15 protein-coding genes and 3 tRNA genes are annotated in these 13,944 nt (G+C 56.8%); 8 read left to right on the top strand and 10 right to left on the bottom strand.

Going from position 1 to position 13,944, the window contains the following annotated elements:
- Positions 1–42: 42 nt before the first annotated feature.
- The gene (locus tag PU624_RS19845; protein WP_283546331.1) at positions 43–327 is read left to right on the top strand and encodes a DUF1435 domain-containing protein; all 285 of its coding nucleotides are present in this window, start codon (positions 43–45) and stop codon (positions 325–327) included.
- A gap of 141 nt (positions 328–468) precedes the next feature.
- On the opposite strand, the gene PU624_RS19840 is transcribed toward PU624_RS19845, so the two are convergent.
- The 4 genes from PU624_RS19840 to rsmC all read right to left on the bottom strand — a co-directional run bounded on the left by PU624_RS19840 (position 469) and on the right by rsmC (position 1,970).
- A tRNA-Leu gene (locus PU624_RS19840) sits at positions 469–555 on the bottom strand.
- A gap of 28 nt (positions 556–583) precedes the next feature.
- Positions 584–670: transfer RNA gene (locus tag PU624_RS19835), tRNA-Leu, on the bottom strand.
- Positions 671–700: 30 nt separating this feature from the next.
- Positions 701–787 (bottom strand) — tRNA-Leu (locus PU624_RS19830).
- Between the two features lie 151 nt (positions 788–938).
- Entirely contained in the window at positions 939–1,970 is a 1,032-nt protein-coding gene (gene rsmC / locus PU624_RS19825) for a 16S rRNA (guanine(1207)-N(2))-methyltransferase RsmC (protein WP_283546330.1), read from the bottom strand.
- Positions 1,971–2,076: 106 nt separating this feature from the next.
- On the opposite strand from rsmC, the gene PU624_RS19820 reads away from it, so the two are divergent.
- The 3 genes from PU624_RS19820 to yjjG are packed head-to-tail and all read left to right on the top strand — an operon-like array spanning position 2,077 to position 3,598.
- On the top strand, positions 2,077–2,487 hold the full coding sequence (locus PU624_RS19820; RefSeq protein ID WP_283546329.1) for a DNA polymerase III subunit psi: 411 nt from the start codon (positions 2,077–2,079) through the stop codon (positions 2,485–2,487).
- The gene (gene rimI / locus PU624_RS19815; protein ID WP_283546328.1) at positions 2,459–2,899 is read left to right on the top strand and encodes a ribosomal protein S18-alanine N-acetyltransferase; all 441 of its coding nucleotides are present in this window, start codon (positions 2,459–2,461) and stop codon (positions 2,897–2,899) included. The genes PU624_RS19820 and rimI overlap by 29 nt, the downstream gene beginning before the upstream one ends.
- Positions 2,900–2,917: 18 nt before the next feature.
- Positions 2,918–3,598, top strand: a complete 681-nt coding sequence (yjjG, locus tag PU624_RS19810; RefSeq protein ID WP_283546327.1) for a pyrimidine 5'-nucleotidase — start codon at positions 2,918–2,920, stop codon at positions 3,596–3,598.
- A 91-nt stretch (positions 3,599–3,689) separates the two neighbouring features.
- Here yjjG and PU624_RS19805 read toward each other — a convergent pair whose 3' ends face one another.
- The gene (locus PU624_RS19805; protein WP_283546326.1) at positions 3,690–4,340 is read right to left on the bottom strand and encodes a YtjB family periplasmic protein; all 651 of its coding nucleotides are present in this window, start codon (positions 4,338–4,340) and stop codon (positions 3,690–3,692) included.
- Positions 4,341–4,447: 107 nt separating this feature from the next.
- On the opposite strand from PU624_RS19805, the gene serB reads away from it, so the two are divergent.
- The 3 genes from serB (at position 4,448) to nadR (ending at position 8,138) form a co-directional block, all read left to right on the top strand.
- A complete protein-coding gene (gene serB, locus PU624_RS19800; protein ID WP_283546325.1) occupies positions 4,448–5,425 on the top strand; it encodes a phosphoserine phosphatase in 978 nt (325 codons plus the stop codon).
- Between the two features lie 13 nt (positions 5,426–5,438).
- Entirely contained in the window at positions 5,439–6,821 is a 1,383-nt protein-coding gene (gene radA / locus PU624_RS19795) for a DNA repair protein RadA (RefSeq protein WP_003854897.1), read from the top strand.
- A gap of 75 nt (positions 6,822–6,896) precedes the next feature.
- Entirely contained in the window at positions 6,897–8,138 is a 1,242-nt protein-coding gene (nadR, locus tag PU624_RS19790) for a multifunctional transcriptional regulator/nicotinamide-nucleotide adenylyltransferase/ribosylnicotinamide kinase NadR (RefSeq protein WP_283546324.1), read from the top strand.
- Between the two features lie 45 nt (positions 8,139–8,183).
- On the opposite strand, the gene PU624_RS19785 is transcribed toward nadR, so the two are convergent.
- Entirely contained in the window at positions 8,184–9,185 is a 1,002-nt protein-coding gene (locus PU624_RS19785; protein WP_161735974.1) for a zinc-binding alcohol dehydrogenase family protein, read from the bottom strand.
- 95 nt (positions 9,186–9,280) lie between these two features.
- On the opposite strand from PU624_RS19785, the gene PU624_RS19780 reads away from it, so the two are divergent.
- Positions 9,281–10,177, top strand: coding sequence for a LysR family transcriptional regulator (locus PU624_RS19780; protein WP_283546323.1), 897 nt, complete (start codon positions 9,281–9,283; stop codon positions 10,175–10,177).
- On the opposite strand, the gene PU624_RS19775 is transcribed toward PU624_RS19780, so the two are convergent.
- The 4 genes from PU624_RS19775 to deoR form a co-directional block, all read right to left on the bottom strand.
- Complete coding sequence (locus PU624_RS19775) at positions 10,128–10,760, bottom strand: Fic/DOC family protein (RefSeq protein ID WP_283546322.1); 633 nt, start codon at positions 10,758–10,760, stop codon at positions 10,128–10,130. The genes PU624_RS19780 and PU624_RS19775 overlap by 50 nt on opposite strands.
- A gap of 12 nt (positions 10,761–10,772) precedes the next feature.
- Positions 10,773–10,937, bottom strand: a complete 165-nt coding sequence (locus tag PU624_RS19770) for a YhfG family protein (protein WP_283546321.1) — start codon at positions 10,935–10,937, stop codon at positions 10,773–10,775.
- Positions 10,938–11,000: 63 nt separating this feature from the next.
- The gene (gene ettA / locus PU624_RS19765; protein WP_283546320.1) at positions 11,001–12,668 is read right to left on the bottom strand and encodes an energy-dependent translational throttle protein EttA; all 1,668 of its coding nucleotides are present in this window, start codon (positions 12,666–12,668) and stop codon (positions 11,001–11,003) included.
- Positions 12,669–12,858: 190 nt separating this feature from the next.
- Entirely contained in the window at positions 12,859–13,623 is a 765-nt protein-coding gene (gene deoR / locus PU624_RS19760) for a DNA-binding transcriptional repressor DeoR (RefSeq protein ID WP_283548035.1), read from the bottom strand.
- Between the last annotated feature and the right edge of the window lie 321 nt (positions 13,624–13,944).

The following is a 13,944-nucleotide window of genomic DNA, read 5'->3' as shown; positions in this document are numbered from 1 at the left end:
GCTATATGATAATGGGAATGCTTATCATTTGAGGTTGGCGTCATGGGAATTGCGATTATCGCGGCCTGCGGCCTGTGGGGCGTCAGCTGGGCGCTGGGTAAAAAACTGGATAGTGCGTGGGGGGTATTGCTGCCGTGCATCGCGCTGCCGTTGTTCGCCTTATGGGAACCGAGCTTCAGCCAGTGGCGACTGGTAATGATGGTTGCGCTGCTGCTGACTATGGTGATGCTTTTTAACCAGCGTCTGCGCCACTATATGCTGCTGCCATCGTGTCTGGCGTTAGCGGGTGGACTGGCGGCAGACTCTGTGAATTTTCATCTGATTTAAGCGGGATAGGGATAATTCTGGAGTAAGGCTGAAGAGACTACAAAACGTAAAAAAACCGGAGAACTAAACTGAGCAGGGGATAAAACGAATCTGCACTGGGAGCAGAAGAGGCGAGCGGGAAAAACCTGAGGATGACAACGTTGGTGCGAAGAGAGGGACTTGAACCCTCACGTCCGTTAAGACACTAACACCTGAAGCTAGCGCGTCTACCAATTCCGCCACCTTCGCATCGAGTTGTCTGTTCATATCACCGCAATGGTGCGAAGAGAGGGACTTGAACCCTCACGTCCGTTAAGACACTAACACCTGAAGCTAGCGCGTCTACCAATTCCGCCACCTTCGCGCAGTGCTCGCGATATGAAACATGTGATTTTGGTGCGAAGAGAGGGACTTGAACCCTCACGTCCGTTAGGACACTAACACCTGAAGCTAGCGCGTCTACCAATTCCGCCACCTTCGCATACCCGTAACACCTTGAGAATGTTACAACCACGGAGGCGCATTCTAGAGATTTTACTCTTTGCGTCAACAACTATTTCGTCGGGCTGAAACGATCGCTGTAAAAAGCAACGTTTTCAGCCCGGCAACGCGGTTAACGGCGGCAAAATCCCTTAGCGCGTTTTGGCACCACGGCCATAGACGGCGCGGTAAACTTTGAAGCGACCGGTCTGTGCGATAACTTCGTGGCTGCCGAAGGCTTCATCCAGCGCCTGCGGATAAGGCAGGAAGGTATTCGCAACGATGCGCAGTTCGCCACCGGTGTTCAGGTGCTTGACCGCACCCCGGATCAGCGCCTGTGCGGCGTCCAGGCTGGTCTGGGTGCCTTCATGGAACGGCGGGTTAGAGATAATCATGTCGAAACGACCGGTCACGTCCGAGAAGACGTTACTGGCGAAGACTTCACCCTCAATGCCATTTGCAGCCAGCGTCAATTTACTCGCTTCCAGGGCCGCGGCGTGTACGTCGCACAGCCACAGACGCACTTTAGGCGAACGGGCAGGCAGCGAGGCGGCAATCACGCCCGCGCCACAGCCCATATCCAGCACTTTACCTTTGGTGTGCGGGGTAAAGGTCGACAGCAGCAGGGCGCTGCCGGTGTCCAGACCGTCACGGCTAAAGACGCCAGGCAGAGTGTGAATCGTCAGACCATCCAGCTCATACTGATGACCAAAGCTGCTGGCATCGAACTCAGGCTGTTTGTCGAGGCGACCATGGTAGAGACCACAGCGACGCGCGCTGTCAATCTTCTCCAGCTTCACCCACGACTCCATCATGCCTTCGGCACTGCGGACGCCGCTGCGGTTTTCACCCACCACGAACACGTCGCAGCCAACCGGCAGCAATGAGAGCAGGTTCTGCAGCTGGAACTGCACTTCCGGCTTATTCTTGGTCCAGAAGTAGACCAGGGTATCGCATCCCTGCACATCTTCCGGCTGCGCAATCATTCCGTAACGCGCCTGCTCGCCCATACGGCGGCTGAGGTTTTGCCAGTGATGATATTGCTGGGTGTGAACGCGCGACGAGGCGGTTTCCAGCTGAGCGGGCAGGTCATCCTGCAGATCGCCAGCAAATAAAACATGGCGGGCGGTAAATTCATCACTGTGGCGCAGAATGACTTCGCTGGCCGGGGTAAAAGCAGACATGTAGGGCTCCTGTAAGATCTGAGCGGGGATTATAGTGGTTTGTTGGCGCATGTTCGATGGGTTTGCTAGCATAGCGTCGCATTCAGGCAGCAGAACAGGTAACACCATGACGTCCAGGCGCGACTGGCTTTTACAGCAAATGGGAATTACGCAGTACCAACTGCGCCGCCCGCGCGTGCTTCAGGGCGAAATTGCCGTCACGCTGGCACCGGACACGCAGTTAATTATTGTCGCTGACGCGCCTCCCGGTCTGCATGAACCGCTGATGCGCGACGTGCTGCATGCGCTTAATCTGCAACCCGCTCAGGTAATGACCGTGACGCCGGATCAGCTGCAAATGCTGCCGGAGACGCTGAACTGCGCGGGCTGGCTGCTCGGGGTGGAGAGCGACCAGACTTTCAATGGCGTGGCATTAACCAGCGCCTCTTTAAATGAACTGATCAGCAGCGGCGTCGCCAAACGCGCGCTCTGGCAACAGATGTGTAACCATGACAGCCATCTCTTTACTCACCCCTGACGATCTGGCGCAGGCTTTCGCCATTGAGTGTCGTAGTCACGCGTTTCCCTGGAGTGAAAAGACGTTTGCCAGCAATCAGGGCGAGCGCTTTATCAATTTACGTCTCGACGTTGACGGCAAAATGGTCGCTTTTGCCATTACTCAGGTGGTGCTGGACGAAGCCTCGCTGTTTAACATCGCGGTCGATCCTGCCTTTCAGCGCCGGGGATTTGGTCGCCAGTTGTTGCAGCATCTGATCGATGAGTTGATCAAACGCAACGTGCTGACGCTGTGGCTGGAAGTGCGGGCCTCGAACCTGCCCGCCATCGCGCTCTATGAGCAGCTTGGATTCAATCAGGTCAGTCGTCGCCCCAATTATTATCCCACCGCCAGCGGCCGTGAAGATGCCATTCTCATGGCCCTGACGCCGTAGTGGTGTTAAGGAGCTTTAATGTCAGATAACTGGGACTGCATCCTGTTTGATGCGGACGATACCCTTTTTCATTTCGACGCCTATGCCGGTTTGCAGCGCCTGTTCGCCGGTTATGATGTGCAGTTCACCGACCAGGATTACAGCGATTATCAGGCGATCAACAAGCCGTTGTGGGTCGATTATCAGAACGGCACCATCTCAGCGTTACAGCTGCAGACTCAGCGCTTCAACCACTGGAGCGAAAAGCTCAGCGTGGCGCCAGAGATTCTTAACAGCGGCTTCCTCAGCGCGATGGGCGAGATCTGCACGCCGCTGCCGGGTGCGGTCAGCCTGATGAATCAGCTGCATGGCAAGGTAAAGATGGGGATCATTACCAACGGCTTTACCGCGCTGCAGCAGACGCGGTTGGAACGCACCGGTTTCCGCGATTACTTCTCGGCACTGGTGATCTCTGAGCAGGTTGGCTTGCCAAAACCGGCGAAAGAGATCTTTGATTACGCGCTGGATCTGATGGGCAATCCGGATCGTCAGCGGGTGCTGATGGTGGGGGATACGCCAGAGTCCGATATTCTGGGCGGCATGAACGCTGGCCTGAAAACCTGCTGGCTCGATCATGGCACCCGGCCGCTGCCGGAACACATCAGGCCGACCTGGCAGGTCAAATCGCTGGGTGAGCTGGAAGCGCTGCTGATCGGCTGATGGAAGCTGCCTCGCAAATCCGCGACTTTCCCATAAAAAAGGCCCGCACAGCGGGCCTTTCTCGTTTTATCGTTACCGCAGCGCAGGCGCGCTACTCTTTCTTCTCGTCGTCCTCATCCCGATCCTCTTTCACCGGGGTGCTGGCGGTGAGCAGGAACGGCGACTGCTGCCAGCGGGTGCGGCGGTGGCGCAGCAGGGTACGGGAGAGAATAATGCCGATCGCCAGCGCCAGCAGCATCATCAGACGCAGAATATTGGTGGTGTTATCGACCTGATGCGAGTCGGTGACCAGCACATGGGTATCCAGCGTTACGCGTAAAAAGCCCAGCGGGCCATCGTTTCCGGCCAGCGGCTGCACAATCTGATGATTGAAATAGCTGCCCGCGCGCTGACCATCGAGCGCCAGCCGATCGCGCACATTGATGTTTTCACCGCTGTGCGCCACCAGGCTGCCGTCGCCGTCATACACTGACGCATCCAGAATACGGCTGTTAGCCGTCATCTGATTAAGAATGGCTTCTATCTGAGTACGGTTATTTTCACTGTTGTCCATCAACGGCTTAAGACTAAACGCCACCTGGCTGGTCAGCGTATGCGCCAGCTCCTCGACCTGTTCAGAGCGCGCCGCCTGATGCCCAAGGCTGAACCAGGATGCGCCCTGCATCAGCACGACCAGCAGCGCCATCGAGATAAGAACGATCACGGTACGATGTAAGCGAAATTTCAGTGCGGTTTTAGCCATTAATCATCCGGGTCATATCACAACAGAAAGCCTGGAGATTATGTTGCCAGAAGCGGCGCAGACAAGGTAGCCTCTTGCGTGGTTTTGTTGTCCCTACAGGAGCTCTGATGCCAAATCGTTTAACCTGGTGCGATCTTCCCGCCGATGTCTCCCTCTGGCCGGGTTTGCCCCTTTCTCTTAGCGGTGATGAAGTGATGCCGCTGGATTATCGCGCTGGCCGCACCGGCTGGCTGCTGTATGGCCGCGGGCTGGATAAGCAACGGCTGACCGATTACCAGCACCAGCTGGGTGCGGCGATGGTGATCGTCAGCGCCTGGAACGTCGATGAGTATCAGGTGATTCGCCTGGCAGGATCGCTGACGCCGTTTGCCACCAGACTGGCGCACGATGCCGGGCTGGACGTGGCTCCGCTGGGCAAAATCCCGCATCTCAAAACGCCAGGCCTGCTGGTGATGGATATGGACTCCACCGCGATTCAGATCGAATGCATCGACGAGATCGCTAAACTGGCGGGCTGCGGCGAGCAGGTGGCGGAAGTGACGGAACGCGCGATGCGCGGCGAACTCGACTTCACCGCCAGCCTGCGTCAGCGCGTCGCCACGCTGCAGGGCGCGGACGCCAATATTCTGAAACAGGTGCGTGATGCTCTGCCATTAATGCCAGGCTTAACGACGCTGACGCAGAAGCTGCAGGCGCTGGGCTGGCAGATTGCCATCGCGTCCGGCGGCTTTACCTACTACGCCGACTATCTGCGCGACAGGCTGCATCTTTCGGCGGTGGTGGCCAATGAACTTGAAATTCGCGACGGCAAACTGACCGGCAACGTGCTGGGTCCGGTAGTCGACGCGCAATACAAAGCCGATACCCTGAAGAAGCTGGCGCAGCGTTTTGACATCGCGCCGGAACAGACGGTGGCGATCGGCGATGGTGCCAATGACCTGCTGATGATCAAAGCCTCAGCGCTGGGCATTGCGTTCCATGCTAAACCTAAGGTGAATGAGCAGACCGCGGTCACCATTCGCCACGCCGATTTAATGGGGGTGTTCTGCATCCTCACCGGCAGCCTGATCCACGAAGAGCGTTAACTGAGGTATTGATTTGGCCAAAGCGGCAAAACGCGCATTTGTCTGTAACGAATGTGGCGCAGATTACCCACGCTGGCAGGGGCAATGCAGCGCCTGCCACGCCTGGAACACCATCACCGAGGTGCGCATTGCCGCCTCGCCCGCCGCTGCGCGTAACGAGCGTCTGAGTGGCTATGCCGGCAGCGCCGGAACCAGCCGGGTGCAGAAGCTCTCTGAAATCAGCCTGGAGGCGTTACCGCGCTTCTCCACCAGCTTCAAAGAGTTTGACCGGGTACTGGGCGGCGGGGTGGTGCCGGGCAGCGCCATTCTGATTGGCGGCAGTCCTGGCGCGGGCAAATCCACGCTGCTGCTGCAGGTGATGTGCCGGTTGTCAGAGGGCATGAAAACCCTTTACGTCACCGGTGAAGAGTCCCTGCAACAGGTGGCAATGCGTGCCCATCGTCTGGGATTACCCACCGAAAATGTGAATATGCTGTCGGAAACCAGCATTGAGCAGATCTGCCTGATCGCCGAGCAGGAGCAGCCGCAACTGATGGTGATCGACTCGATCCAGGTGATGCACATGGCGGAGATCCAGTCATCGCCGGGCAGCGTCGCTCAGGTGCGTGAAACCGCCGCTTACCTGACGCGCTTCGCCAAAACGCGCGGTGTGGCGATCATCATGGTCGGTCACGTCACTAAAGATGGATCGCTGGCCGGGCCGAAGGTGCTGGAGCACTGTATCGACTGCTCAGTCCTGCTGGATGGCGATGCCGATTCCCGCTTCCGCACGCTGCGCAGTCATAAGAACCGCTTTGGCGCGGTCAATGAGCTGGGTGTCTTTGCCATGACCGAGCAGGGCATGCGTGAAGTCAGCAACCCATCCGCTATCTTCCTGTCGCGTGGCGAAGAGGTCACCTCGGGCAGCTCGGTTATGGTGCTGTGGGAGGGGACGCGTCCGCTGCTGGTGGAGATTCAGGCGCTGGTCGATCACTCGATGATGGGCAATCCGCGCCGCGTGGCGGTGGGTCTGGAGCAGAACCGCCTGGCGATTCTGCTGGCCGTTTTACATCGTCACGGCGGATTGCAGATGGCGGACCAGGATGTGTTCGTCAACGTGGTCGGCGGCGTTAAAGTTACCGAAACCAGTGCGGATCTGGCGCTGATGCTGTCGATGGTATCGAGCCTGCGCGATCGTCCGTTGCCGCAGGATCTGGTGATCTTCGGCGAAGTGGGGCTGGCCGGTGAGATCCGTCCGGTGCCCAGCGGTCAGGAGCGCATCTCTGAAGCCGCGAAGCATGGCTTCAAACGCGCCATTGTACCGGCAGGAAATGCACCGAAAAAACCGATTGCCGGGATGCAGGTTTTCAGCGCGAAGAAGCTGGCCGATGCGCTGGCGATTCTGGACGATCTGTAATGCGTCTGCGGCCTGTCTGCCTGAGTCGCGGGCAGGCCGCGCCCACCTTAACCGCATTGATGCAGGAGGCACGACATGTCGTCGTTTGATTATCTGAAAACGGCTATCCGCCAGCAGGGCCATACGCTGCAACAGGTCGCTGATGCCAGCGGCATGACCAAAGGCTATCTGAGCCAGTTGCTCAATGCCAAAATTAAAAGCCCCAGCGCGCAAAAGCTGGAGGCACTGCACCGGTTTCTGGGACTGGAGTTTCCGCGCCGCGATAAAACGGTGGGCGTGGTCTTTGGTAAATTCTATCCGCTGCACACCGGCCATATCTATCTGATTCAGCGCGCCTGTAGCCAGGTCGATGAGCTGCATATCATCATGGGTTATGACGAGCCGCGCGATCGCGAACTGTTTGAGAACAGCGCGATGTCACAGCAGCCCACGGTCAGCGATCGCCTGCGCTGGCTGCTGCAGACCTTTAAATATCAGAAAAATATCCGCATTCACGCCTTTGATGAAGAGGGGATCGAGCCCTATCCGCATGGCTGGGATGTCTGGAGTAAAGGCGTCAGCGCGTTTCTCAGTGAGCACGGCATTGCACCGGACTGCATCTACACCAGCGAAGCGCCGGATGCGGAGATGTATCAGCAGCATCTTGGCATTCAGACCGTGCTGGTCGATCCCAGCCGATCCTTTATGAGCATCAGCGGCGCGCAGATTCGTCAGGATCCGTTCCGCTTCTGGGATTACATTCCCACTGAAGTGAAACCGTTCTTTGTGCGCACCGTGGCGATCCTCGGCGGAGAATCGAGCGGTAAATCGACGCTGGTGAATAAACTCGCCAACATCTTCAACACCACCAGTGCCTGGGAATATGGCCGCGACTATGTCTTCTCCCACCTGGGCGGTGACGAAATGGCGCTGCAATATTCTGATTACGACAAGATCGCGCTGGGTCAGGCGCAGTACATCGATTTCGCCGTCAAATATGCCAATAAAGTGGCGTTTATCGACACCGACTTTGTGACTACGCAGGCGTTTTGTCTCAAGTATGAAGGGCGTGAACACCCCTTTGTGCAGGCCCTGATCGATGAATATCGTTTTGATCTGGTGATTCTGCTGGAGAACAACGTGCCCTGGGTCGCGGATGGATTGCGCAGCCTGGGCAGTTCAGTGGATCGACGGGAGTTTCAGTCGATGCTGGTGACGATGCTGCGTGAAAACAACATCGAATTCCTGCACGTGCAGGAAGATGATTATGACGCGCGTTTCCTGCGCTGCATTGAGCTGGTCAAAGCGATGCTGGGCGAGAAAAACGCCCAGCCGTAAAGCATGCTGTGACCCGGTCTGCCGGATGGCAGCCGGGTCAGTGCATTAATAGACCATCACCACTTTGCCGCGCATGTGGCCTTCCAGCACGCGCTGATGGGCGGCGGTTAAGGTCTCAACGCTCAGACCGTGCAGCGTCTCGCTCAGTGTGGTTTGCAGCTTACCTTCATCCAGCAACGCCGATACCGCATCCAGAATCTCGCCCTGACGCGCCATATCCGGCGTGTTGAACATGCTGCGGGTATACATCAGCTCGAAGTGCAGGGCAGCACTCTTCAGCTTCAGCTGATCCATCGACAGCGGATGTTCGTTTTCCACGATGGTGCAGATATGGCCTTGTGGGGCAATCAGCTTCGCCATCGTCTCCCAGTGACCATCGGTATCATTCAGGCAGAAGATATAATCGACCTGCTTAATGCCCTGTTTTTCCAGCTCACCGATCATATCTTTGTAGTTGATCACCAGATCGGCTCCGCGATCGCGGCACCACTGGGCGGAATCTTCACGCGAGGCCGTCGCAATGATCTTCACTTTGCTGCGCAGCTTCGCCAGTGGGATCGCCAGCGATCCGACACCACCCGCGCCGCCGACGATCAGCAGGGTCTGATCTTCCGTTGCCGTCTCAAGATTCAGTCGCTCAAACAATCCTTCCCAGGCGGTCAGGGCCGTCAGCGGGATCGCGGCTGACTGCGCCCAGTCCAGGCTCTCAGGCTTGTGACCGGTGATGCGTGAATCCACCAGTTGCTCGGTGCTGTTACTGCCGGGACGCGTCAGGTCACCCGCATAGAAGACTTCATCGCCAGGCTTAAAGTTGCTGACTGAGCTGCCCACTTCCAGCACGACGCCGCTGGCATCCCAGCCGAGGATGCGTGGCTGCTGTAAGCCATTCTTCTTCGCCCCTTTGTGAACCTTGGTATCGACCGGGTTGACCGATGCGGCTTTGACTTCAACCCGCAGGTCATACTCACCTGGCGTTGGGGTTTCAGGGAAAATTTCGGTGAAGTTTTCAGGGTTTTCCGGATTAACTGCGATAGCGCGAATAGACATAAAGGTTCTCCTTTGTAAGTGACTTAAGTGTAGAACCTGATTTTACTGGTGATAAGATGGACAATCTTTCATAGAGTGTTCGTCTGAGGTGAACAATGGCATTTCGTCAGTGGCAGGATATGGCGCTGTTTGCGCTGGTGGCGGAGTGCGGCAGCTTTACCGGTGCGGCGGAACGCGCAGGTCTGCCCAAATCGAGTGTCAGTCAGCGCATCAGCCAGCTGGAACAGCGGCTGGGGATTCGTCTGCTGAACCGCACCACCCGCCAGCTTAACCTGACCTTTGCCGGGGAGCGCTATCTGCTGCATTGTCAGGAGATGATGCAGGCCAGTGAACGCGCCGATCAGGCGATTGCCAGCCTGCGGGAAAACCCCAGCGGGCGTCTGCGCATCACCAGCCCGGCAGGGATCGGCGCGACGCTGCTGGCGCGCTGTAACGCGGAGTTTTTACGCCTCTATCCTGATGTGACGCTGGATGTCTCGATCTCCGATGAGATGCGCGATCTGGTGCAGGAGGGCTTCGATGTGGCGCTGCGCACCGGTCAGCCGCAGGAGTCCTCGCTGATTGGCCGCCGGATAGGCAACTGCCCGCGACTGCTGGTCGCTTCACAGCACTATCTTAATCAGCATCCACCCTTGCTTCATCCACATCAGCTCTCGGCCCACCGCTGTATTGCGCATCGCGCCTGGAATGAATGGGTGTTGCAGCGCGATGACGAGTTCTACCGCTGGCTGCTGCCGCCAGGCCATCTGACCGACAATTTACTCTATGCACGCGAATCTGCGCTGGGCGATGCGGGCATTACCCTGCTGCCGCACTTTCTGACCGATGGGGCGATGGCGGATCCCCGGCTGGTGCCGGTGCTGCCGGAATGGGAGATCGAGGGGAATGAGCTGTGGCTGGTTTATCCAGGCCGTAAACTCAATTCGCCTGCGCTGGCGCGCTTTATTGAGTTCGCCCTGCAGTCACCGGTATTCCGGGAGTTTTATCGCTGAGCGGCACAATGTGGCGCAGGAACAGTGCCGCCATTTTTTCCGGGCCACTCTGGTAACCCGCAATATTTGCCGCTAACCAGTCGCTGGCGCTCAGGCCTTCCCAGCTCACCTGATAGCCCGCATTAAGAATAATATGTTCGAACAGAATGCGTAATGCCCGACCATTTCCTTCCCGAAAGGGATGGAGAATGTTGAACTCGCAGTAATACCAGGCAACCTGATGACAAAAAGATTCATGGTCAGCCTGCTTCAGCCATCTTTCGCAGGCCAGTTTTGCAAATAATTTCTCCGCTTCACTCACAATAAAAGTCGGCTGGCAAAATCGGGTCTGTCCTTTGCTGATTGAGATATCGCGCACTTTTCCCGCCCAGCTATATAGCTCGTTAAACAGGCAGTAATGAATGTGGCACAGAGACTGGAGAGAAAACGGGGGATGAGAGAGCTTAATGGTGTAAATGGTCAGCGCGGTAACATCACGCTCAGCCTGATCGAGCAGGGTTTGATCGCGGATATCGTAACGATTCATCAGAACATCTGAATCGGGATAGCAGTAGTGATCTCGCCAGACAAGATAACGATTCACGTTCGGCTCCTGTTACTGCTTATAGCGGCGTCGAACCTGTTCCAGGGTCGAAAATTCAGCATCTGTCGAGATACGTATCCCTTCAAGCAGTGAACTTGCGGCAAAGTTCGCGACTTTAGTCGCTTCATAAATCGCTTCCGCTTTTTTAGCTACTGGCCGATCAGCTTTTTTCTTCATTGCGTTCAGACCTCAAAACGTAACAGGTGAAGTGAGAGGAGGCCTGAGCCTCCTCTGACACGATTACTTCGTCATACGCTTGTACTTGATGCGTTTCGGCTCCAGCGCGTCGGCGCCGAGGGTACGCTTCTTGTACTCTTCATATTCGGTAAAGTTACCTTCGAAGAATTCGATATTGCCTTCATCCTGGTAATCCAGAATGTGCGTCGCGATACGGTCCAGGAACCAGCGGTCATGCGAGATCACCATCGCACAGCCCGGGAACTCCAGCAGGGCGTTTTCCAGCGCGCGCAGGGTTTCAATGTCCAGGTCGTTGGTTGGCTCATCGAGCAGCAGCATGTTGCCGCCAACCTGCAGCAGCTTCGCGAGGTGCAGACGACCACGCTCACCACCTGACAGTTCGCCCACGCGTTTGCCCTGATCGACGCCTTTAAAGTTAAAGCGGCCAACATAGGCGCGGCTTGGCATCTCGGTGTTGCCGATACGCATGATGTCCTGACCGCCGGAAACTTCTTCCCACACGGTTTTGGAATTATCCATGCTGTCGCGGAACTGATCGACTGAGGCCAGCTTAACGGTCTCACCCAGCACGATGCTGCCGGAGTCAGGCTGTTCCTGACCTGACATTATGCGGAACAGCGTCGATTTACCCGCGCCGTTCGGACCGATAATCCCGACAATCGCGCCTTTTGGCACCGAGAACGAGAGATCGTCAATCAATACACGGTCGCCATAGGACTTACGCAGATTGCTGACTTCCAGCACTTTGTCACCCAGACGGGCACCTGGTGGAATGAACAGTTCGTTGGTTTCGTTACGCTTCTGGTAGTCCGTGTTGTTCAGCTCTTCAAAGCGTGCCAGACGGGCTTTGCCTTTAGACTGCTGGCCTTTTGGTCCTTTGCGAACCCACTCCAGCTCTTTCTCAATCGACTTACGACGAGCGGCTTCAGAAGAGGCTTCCTGCGCCAGACGCGCATCTTTCTGCTCCAGCCAGGAGGAGTAGTTGCCTTCCCACGGAATACCCTCACCGCGGTCAAGTTCCAGAATCCAGCCTGCCACGTTATCCAGGAAGTAACGGTCATGCGTAATCGCCACGACGGTGCCTTCGAAGTCATGCAGGAAGCGCTCCAGCCAGGCGACAGATTCGGCGTCCAGGTGGTTCGTCGGTTCGTCCAGCAGCAGCATGTCTGGTTTTTCCAGCAGCAGACGGCACAGGGCAACGCGGCGACGTTCACCACCAGAAAGGGTAGCGATTTTTGCGTCCCAGTCTGGCAGGCGCAGCGCATCGGCAGCACGTTCCAGCTGAGTATTCAGGTTGTGACCATCATGCGCCTGGATGATTTCTTCCAGACGGCCCTGCTCAGCGGCCAGCTTGTCGAAATCTGCACCCTCTTCGGCATAAAGCGCATAGACTTCGTCGAGACGCTTCAGTGCGCCAACCACTTCTGACAGCGCTTCTTCAACCGACTCACGCACGGTGTGTTCAAGGTTAAGCTGCGGCTCCTGCGGCAGGTAGCCAATCTTGATGCCTGGCTGTGGACGCGCTTCCCCTTCGATATCTTTATCGATGCCGGCCATGATGCGCAGCAGGGTAGATTTACCCGCGCCATTCAGACCGAGTACGCCGATTTTTGCGCCAGGGAAGAAGCTGAGGGAGATGTTTTTCAGGATATGTCGCTTCGGCGGAACCACTTTGCCGACGCGATGCATGCTATAGACGAATTGAGCCACGTTGGGTTGAGCCTCTGGGTCTGTTGGTCGTTGGAATGATGTCGAAGTTTAGCCTTTTTCACCGTTTAATCCCAGCCGGGGGGCGGCGAATAATGCCCTGAAGGACGTGATGCCGGACACTATGTGGGATAACTGTCTGATTTCCGCGCTCAATCGCTGGCAGGGCCAGACACTCGGGCAAAGGCAGGCCTCAGGGCAGGCGCAGCGGTATCGCCTGCTGTGCCAGCCAGGTCTGCAACGCCTGATCGGGCGCGCTGTCACTCACCAGCAGATCAAAGCGCTGCAGCCCGGCGATACGGGCGGGCAGCACTTTGCCATATTTACTGCTGTCCGCCACCAGCACCGACTTTCGGGCGCGCAGCATGGCGTGATGTTTCATCATCAGTTCATTGGTGTTGTAGCAGGTCGCCCCCTGATCTTTGTCGATGCCCGCCGCCGAGATAAAGGCCAGCGTCGGACAGAGATCGTCAAGGATGGTATGCACGCCAATCGGCGTAAACAGCGCATTGTCGGCATGAAACTCACCGCCGCTGAGGATGACGTTACAGGCCGGTTTCTCTTTCAGGGTCAGAAAGGTATTCATGGCGCAGCAGATGGCGGTGAATGACAGCGTGTCAGGGATAGCATCAACGATATAGGGCAGGGTGGTGCCGCAATCGAAGAAGACCGTATCGTTCTCGGTGATCAGGCTGGCCGCCGCCTGCGCCAGGCGCTGCTTTCTGGCGGCATTCTGCCCATGCTGATCGCTGACAAAATAGTGGCCGGCATGACTTTTCGGGTCGCTGACGATATAGCCACCCAGCAGGACCACGCTGGAACCTGGCTCGGTTAAATCACGGCGAACCGTCATCTCTGAGACACCCAGCAGCTGGGCCGCATCTTTCAGATGCAGTTTGTCGGTGCGTTTCAGCGCCTGCGTCAGCTTGTGAATGCGTTCGTCGCGCCGGGTTTCCATGGTCATTTCTCTGTTACCTATCCTGCAGTGCGGAGCAAGAACGCCGGAATCGACGTCAATACGCGACAAACCTCACAGATTTGAATGAGTTGCGTCTCATCCGCCAGGCTGGCAGTCAATCTTACCCGCAATCTGTAAAGGCCGCAAACCTCCACCGTGCGGTGATCCCGCCCCATCTCTACAGGCGATCCTTTCTCTCAGCCGCCACGGTCCATGATGTTATCTTGTTATAATAGTAACACTTTAAATCCCCGCCCATGCCGTTTCCCGCCAGTGCTCGCCGCTTCAGGATGTGGTTTTTGTCACATATTTAACCTTTAA

The organism is Pantoea sp. Lij88, from assembly GCF_030062155.1.
GTDB lineage: Bacteria > Pseudomonadota > Gammaproteobacteria > Enterobacterales > Enterobacteriaceae > Pantoea.
This window is presented reverse-complemented; position numbering and strand designations above follow the sequence as displayed.

What these genes read in the sequence shown, in the direction of transcription:
- PU624_RS19845 (WP_283546331.1), top strand. Translation starts at nt 43, where the DNA reads ATGGGAATTGCGATTATCGCGGCCTGCGGCCTGTGGGGCGTCAGCTGG.
- rsmC (WP_283546330.1), bottom strand. Translation starts at nt 1,970, where the DNA reads ATGTCTGCTTTTACCCCGGCCAGCGAAGTCATTCTGCGCCACAGTGAT.
- PU624_RS19820 (WP_283546329.1), top strand. Translation starts at nt 2,077, where the DNA reads ATGACGTCCAGGCGCGACTGGCTTTTACAGCAAATGGGAATTACGCAG.
- rimI (WP_283546328.1), top strand. Translation starts at nt 2,459, where the DNA reads ATGACAGCCATCTCTTTACTCACCCCTGACGATCTGGCGCAGGCTTTC.
- yjjG (WP_283546327.1), top strand. Translation starts at nt 2,918, where the DNA reads ATGTCAGATAACTGGGACTGCATCCTGTTTGATGCGGACGATACCCTT.
- PU624_RS19805 (WP_283546326.1), bottom strand. Translation starts at nt 4,340, where the DNA reads ATGGCTAAAACCGCACTGAAATTTCGCTTACATCGTACCGTGATCGTT.
- serB (WP_283546325.1), top strand. Translation starts at nt 4,448, where the DNA reads ATGCCAAATCGTTTAACCTGGTGCGATCTTCCCGCCGATGTCTCCCTC.
- nadR (WP_283546324.1), top strand. Translation starts at nt 6,897, where the DNA reads ATGTCGTCGTTTGATTATCTGAAAACGGCTATCCGCCAGCAGGGCCAT.
- PU624_RS19785 (WP_161735974.1), bottom strand. Translation starts at nt 9,185, where the DNA reads ATGTCTATTCGCGCTATCGCAGTTAATCCGGAAAACCCTGAAAACTTC.
- PU624_RS19780 (WP_283546323.1), top strand. Translation starts at nt 9,281, where the DNA reads ATGGCATTTCGTCAGTGGCAGGATATGGCGCTGTTTGCGCTGGTGGCG.
- PU624_RS19770 (WP_283546321.1), bottom strand. Translation starts at nt 10,937, where the DNA reads ATGAAGAAAAAAGCTGATCGGCCAGTAGCTAAAAAAGCGGAAGCGATT.
- deoR (WP_283548035.1), bottom strand. Translation starts at nt 13,623, where the DNA reads ATGGAAACCCGGCGCGACGAACGCATTCACAAGCTGACGCAGGCGCTG.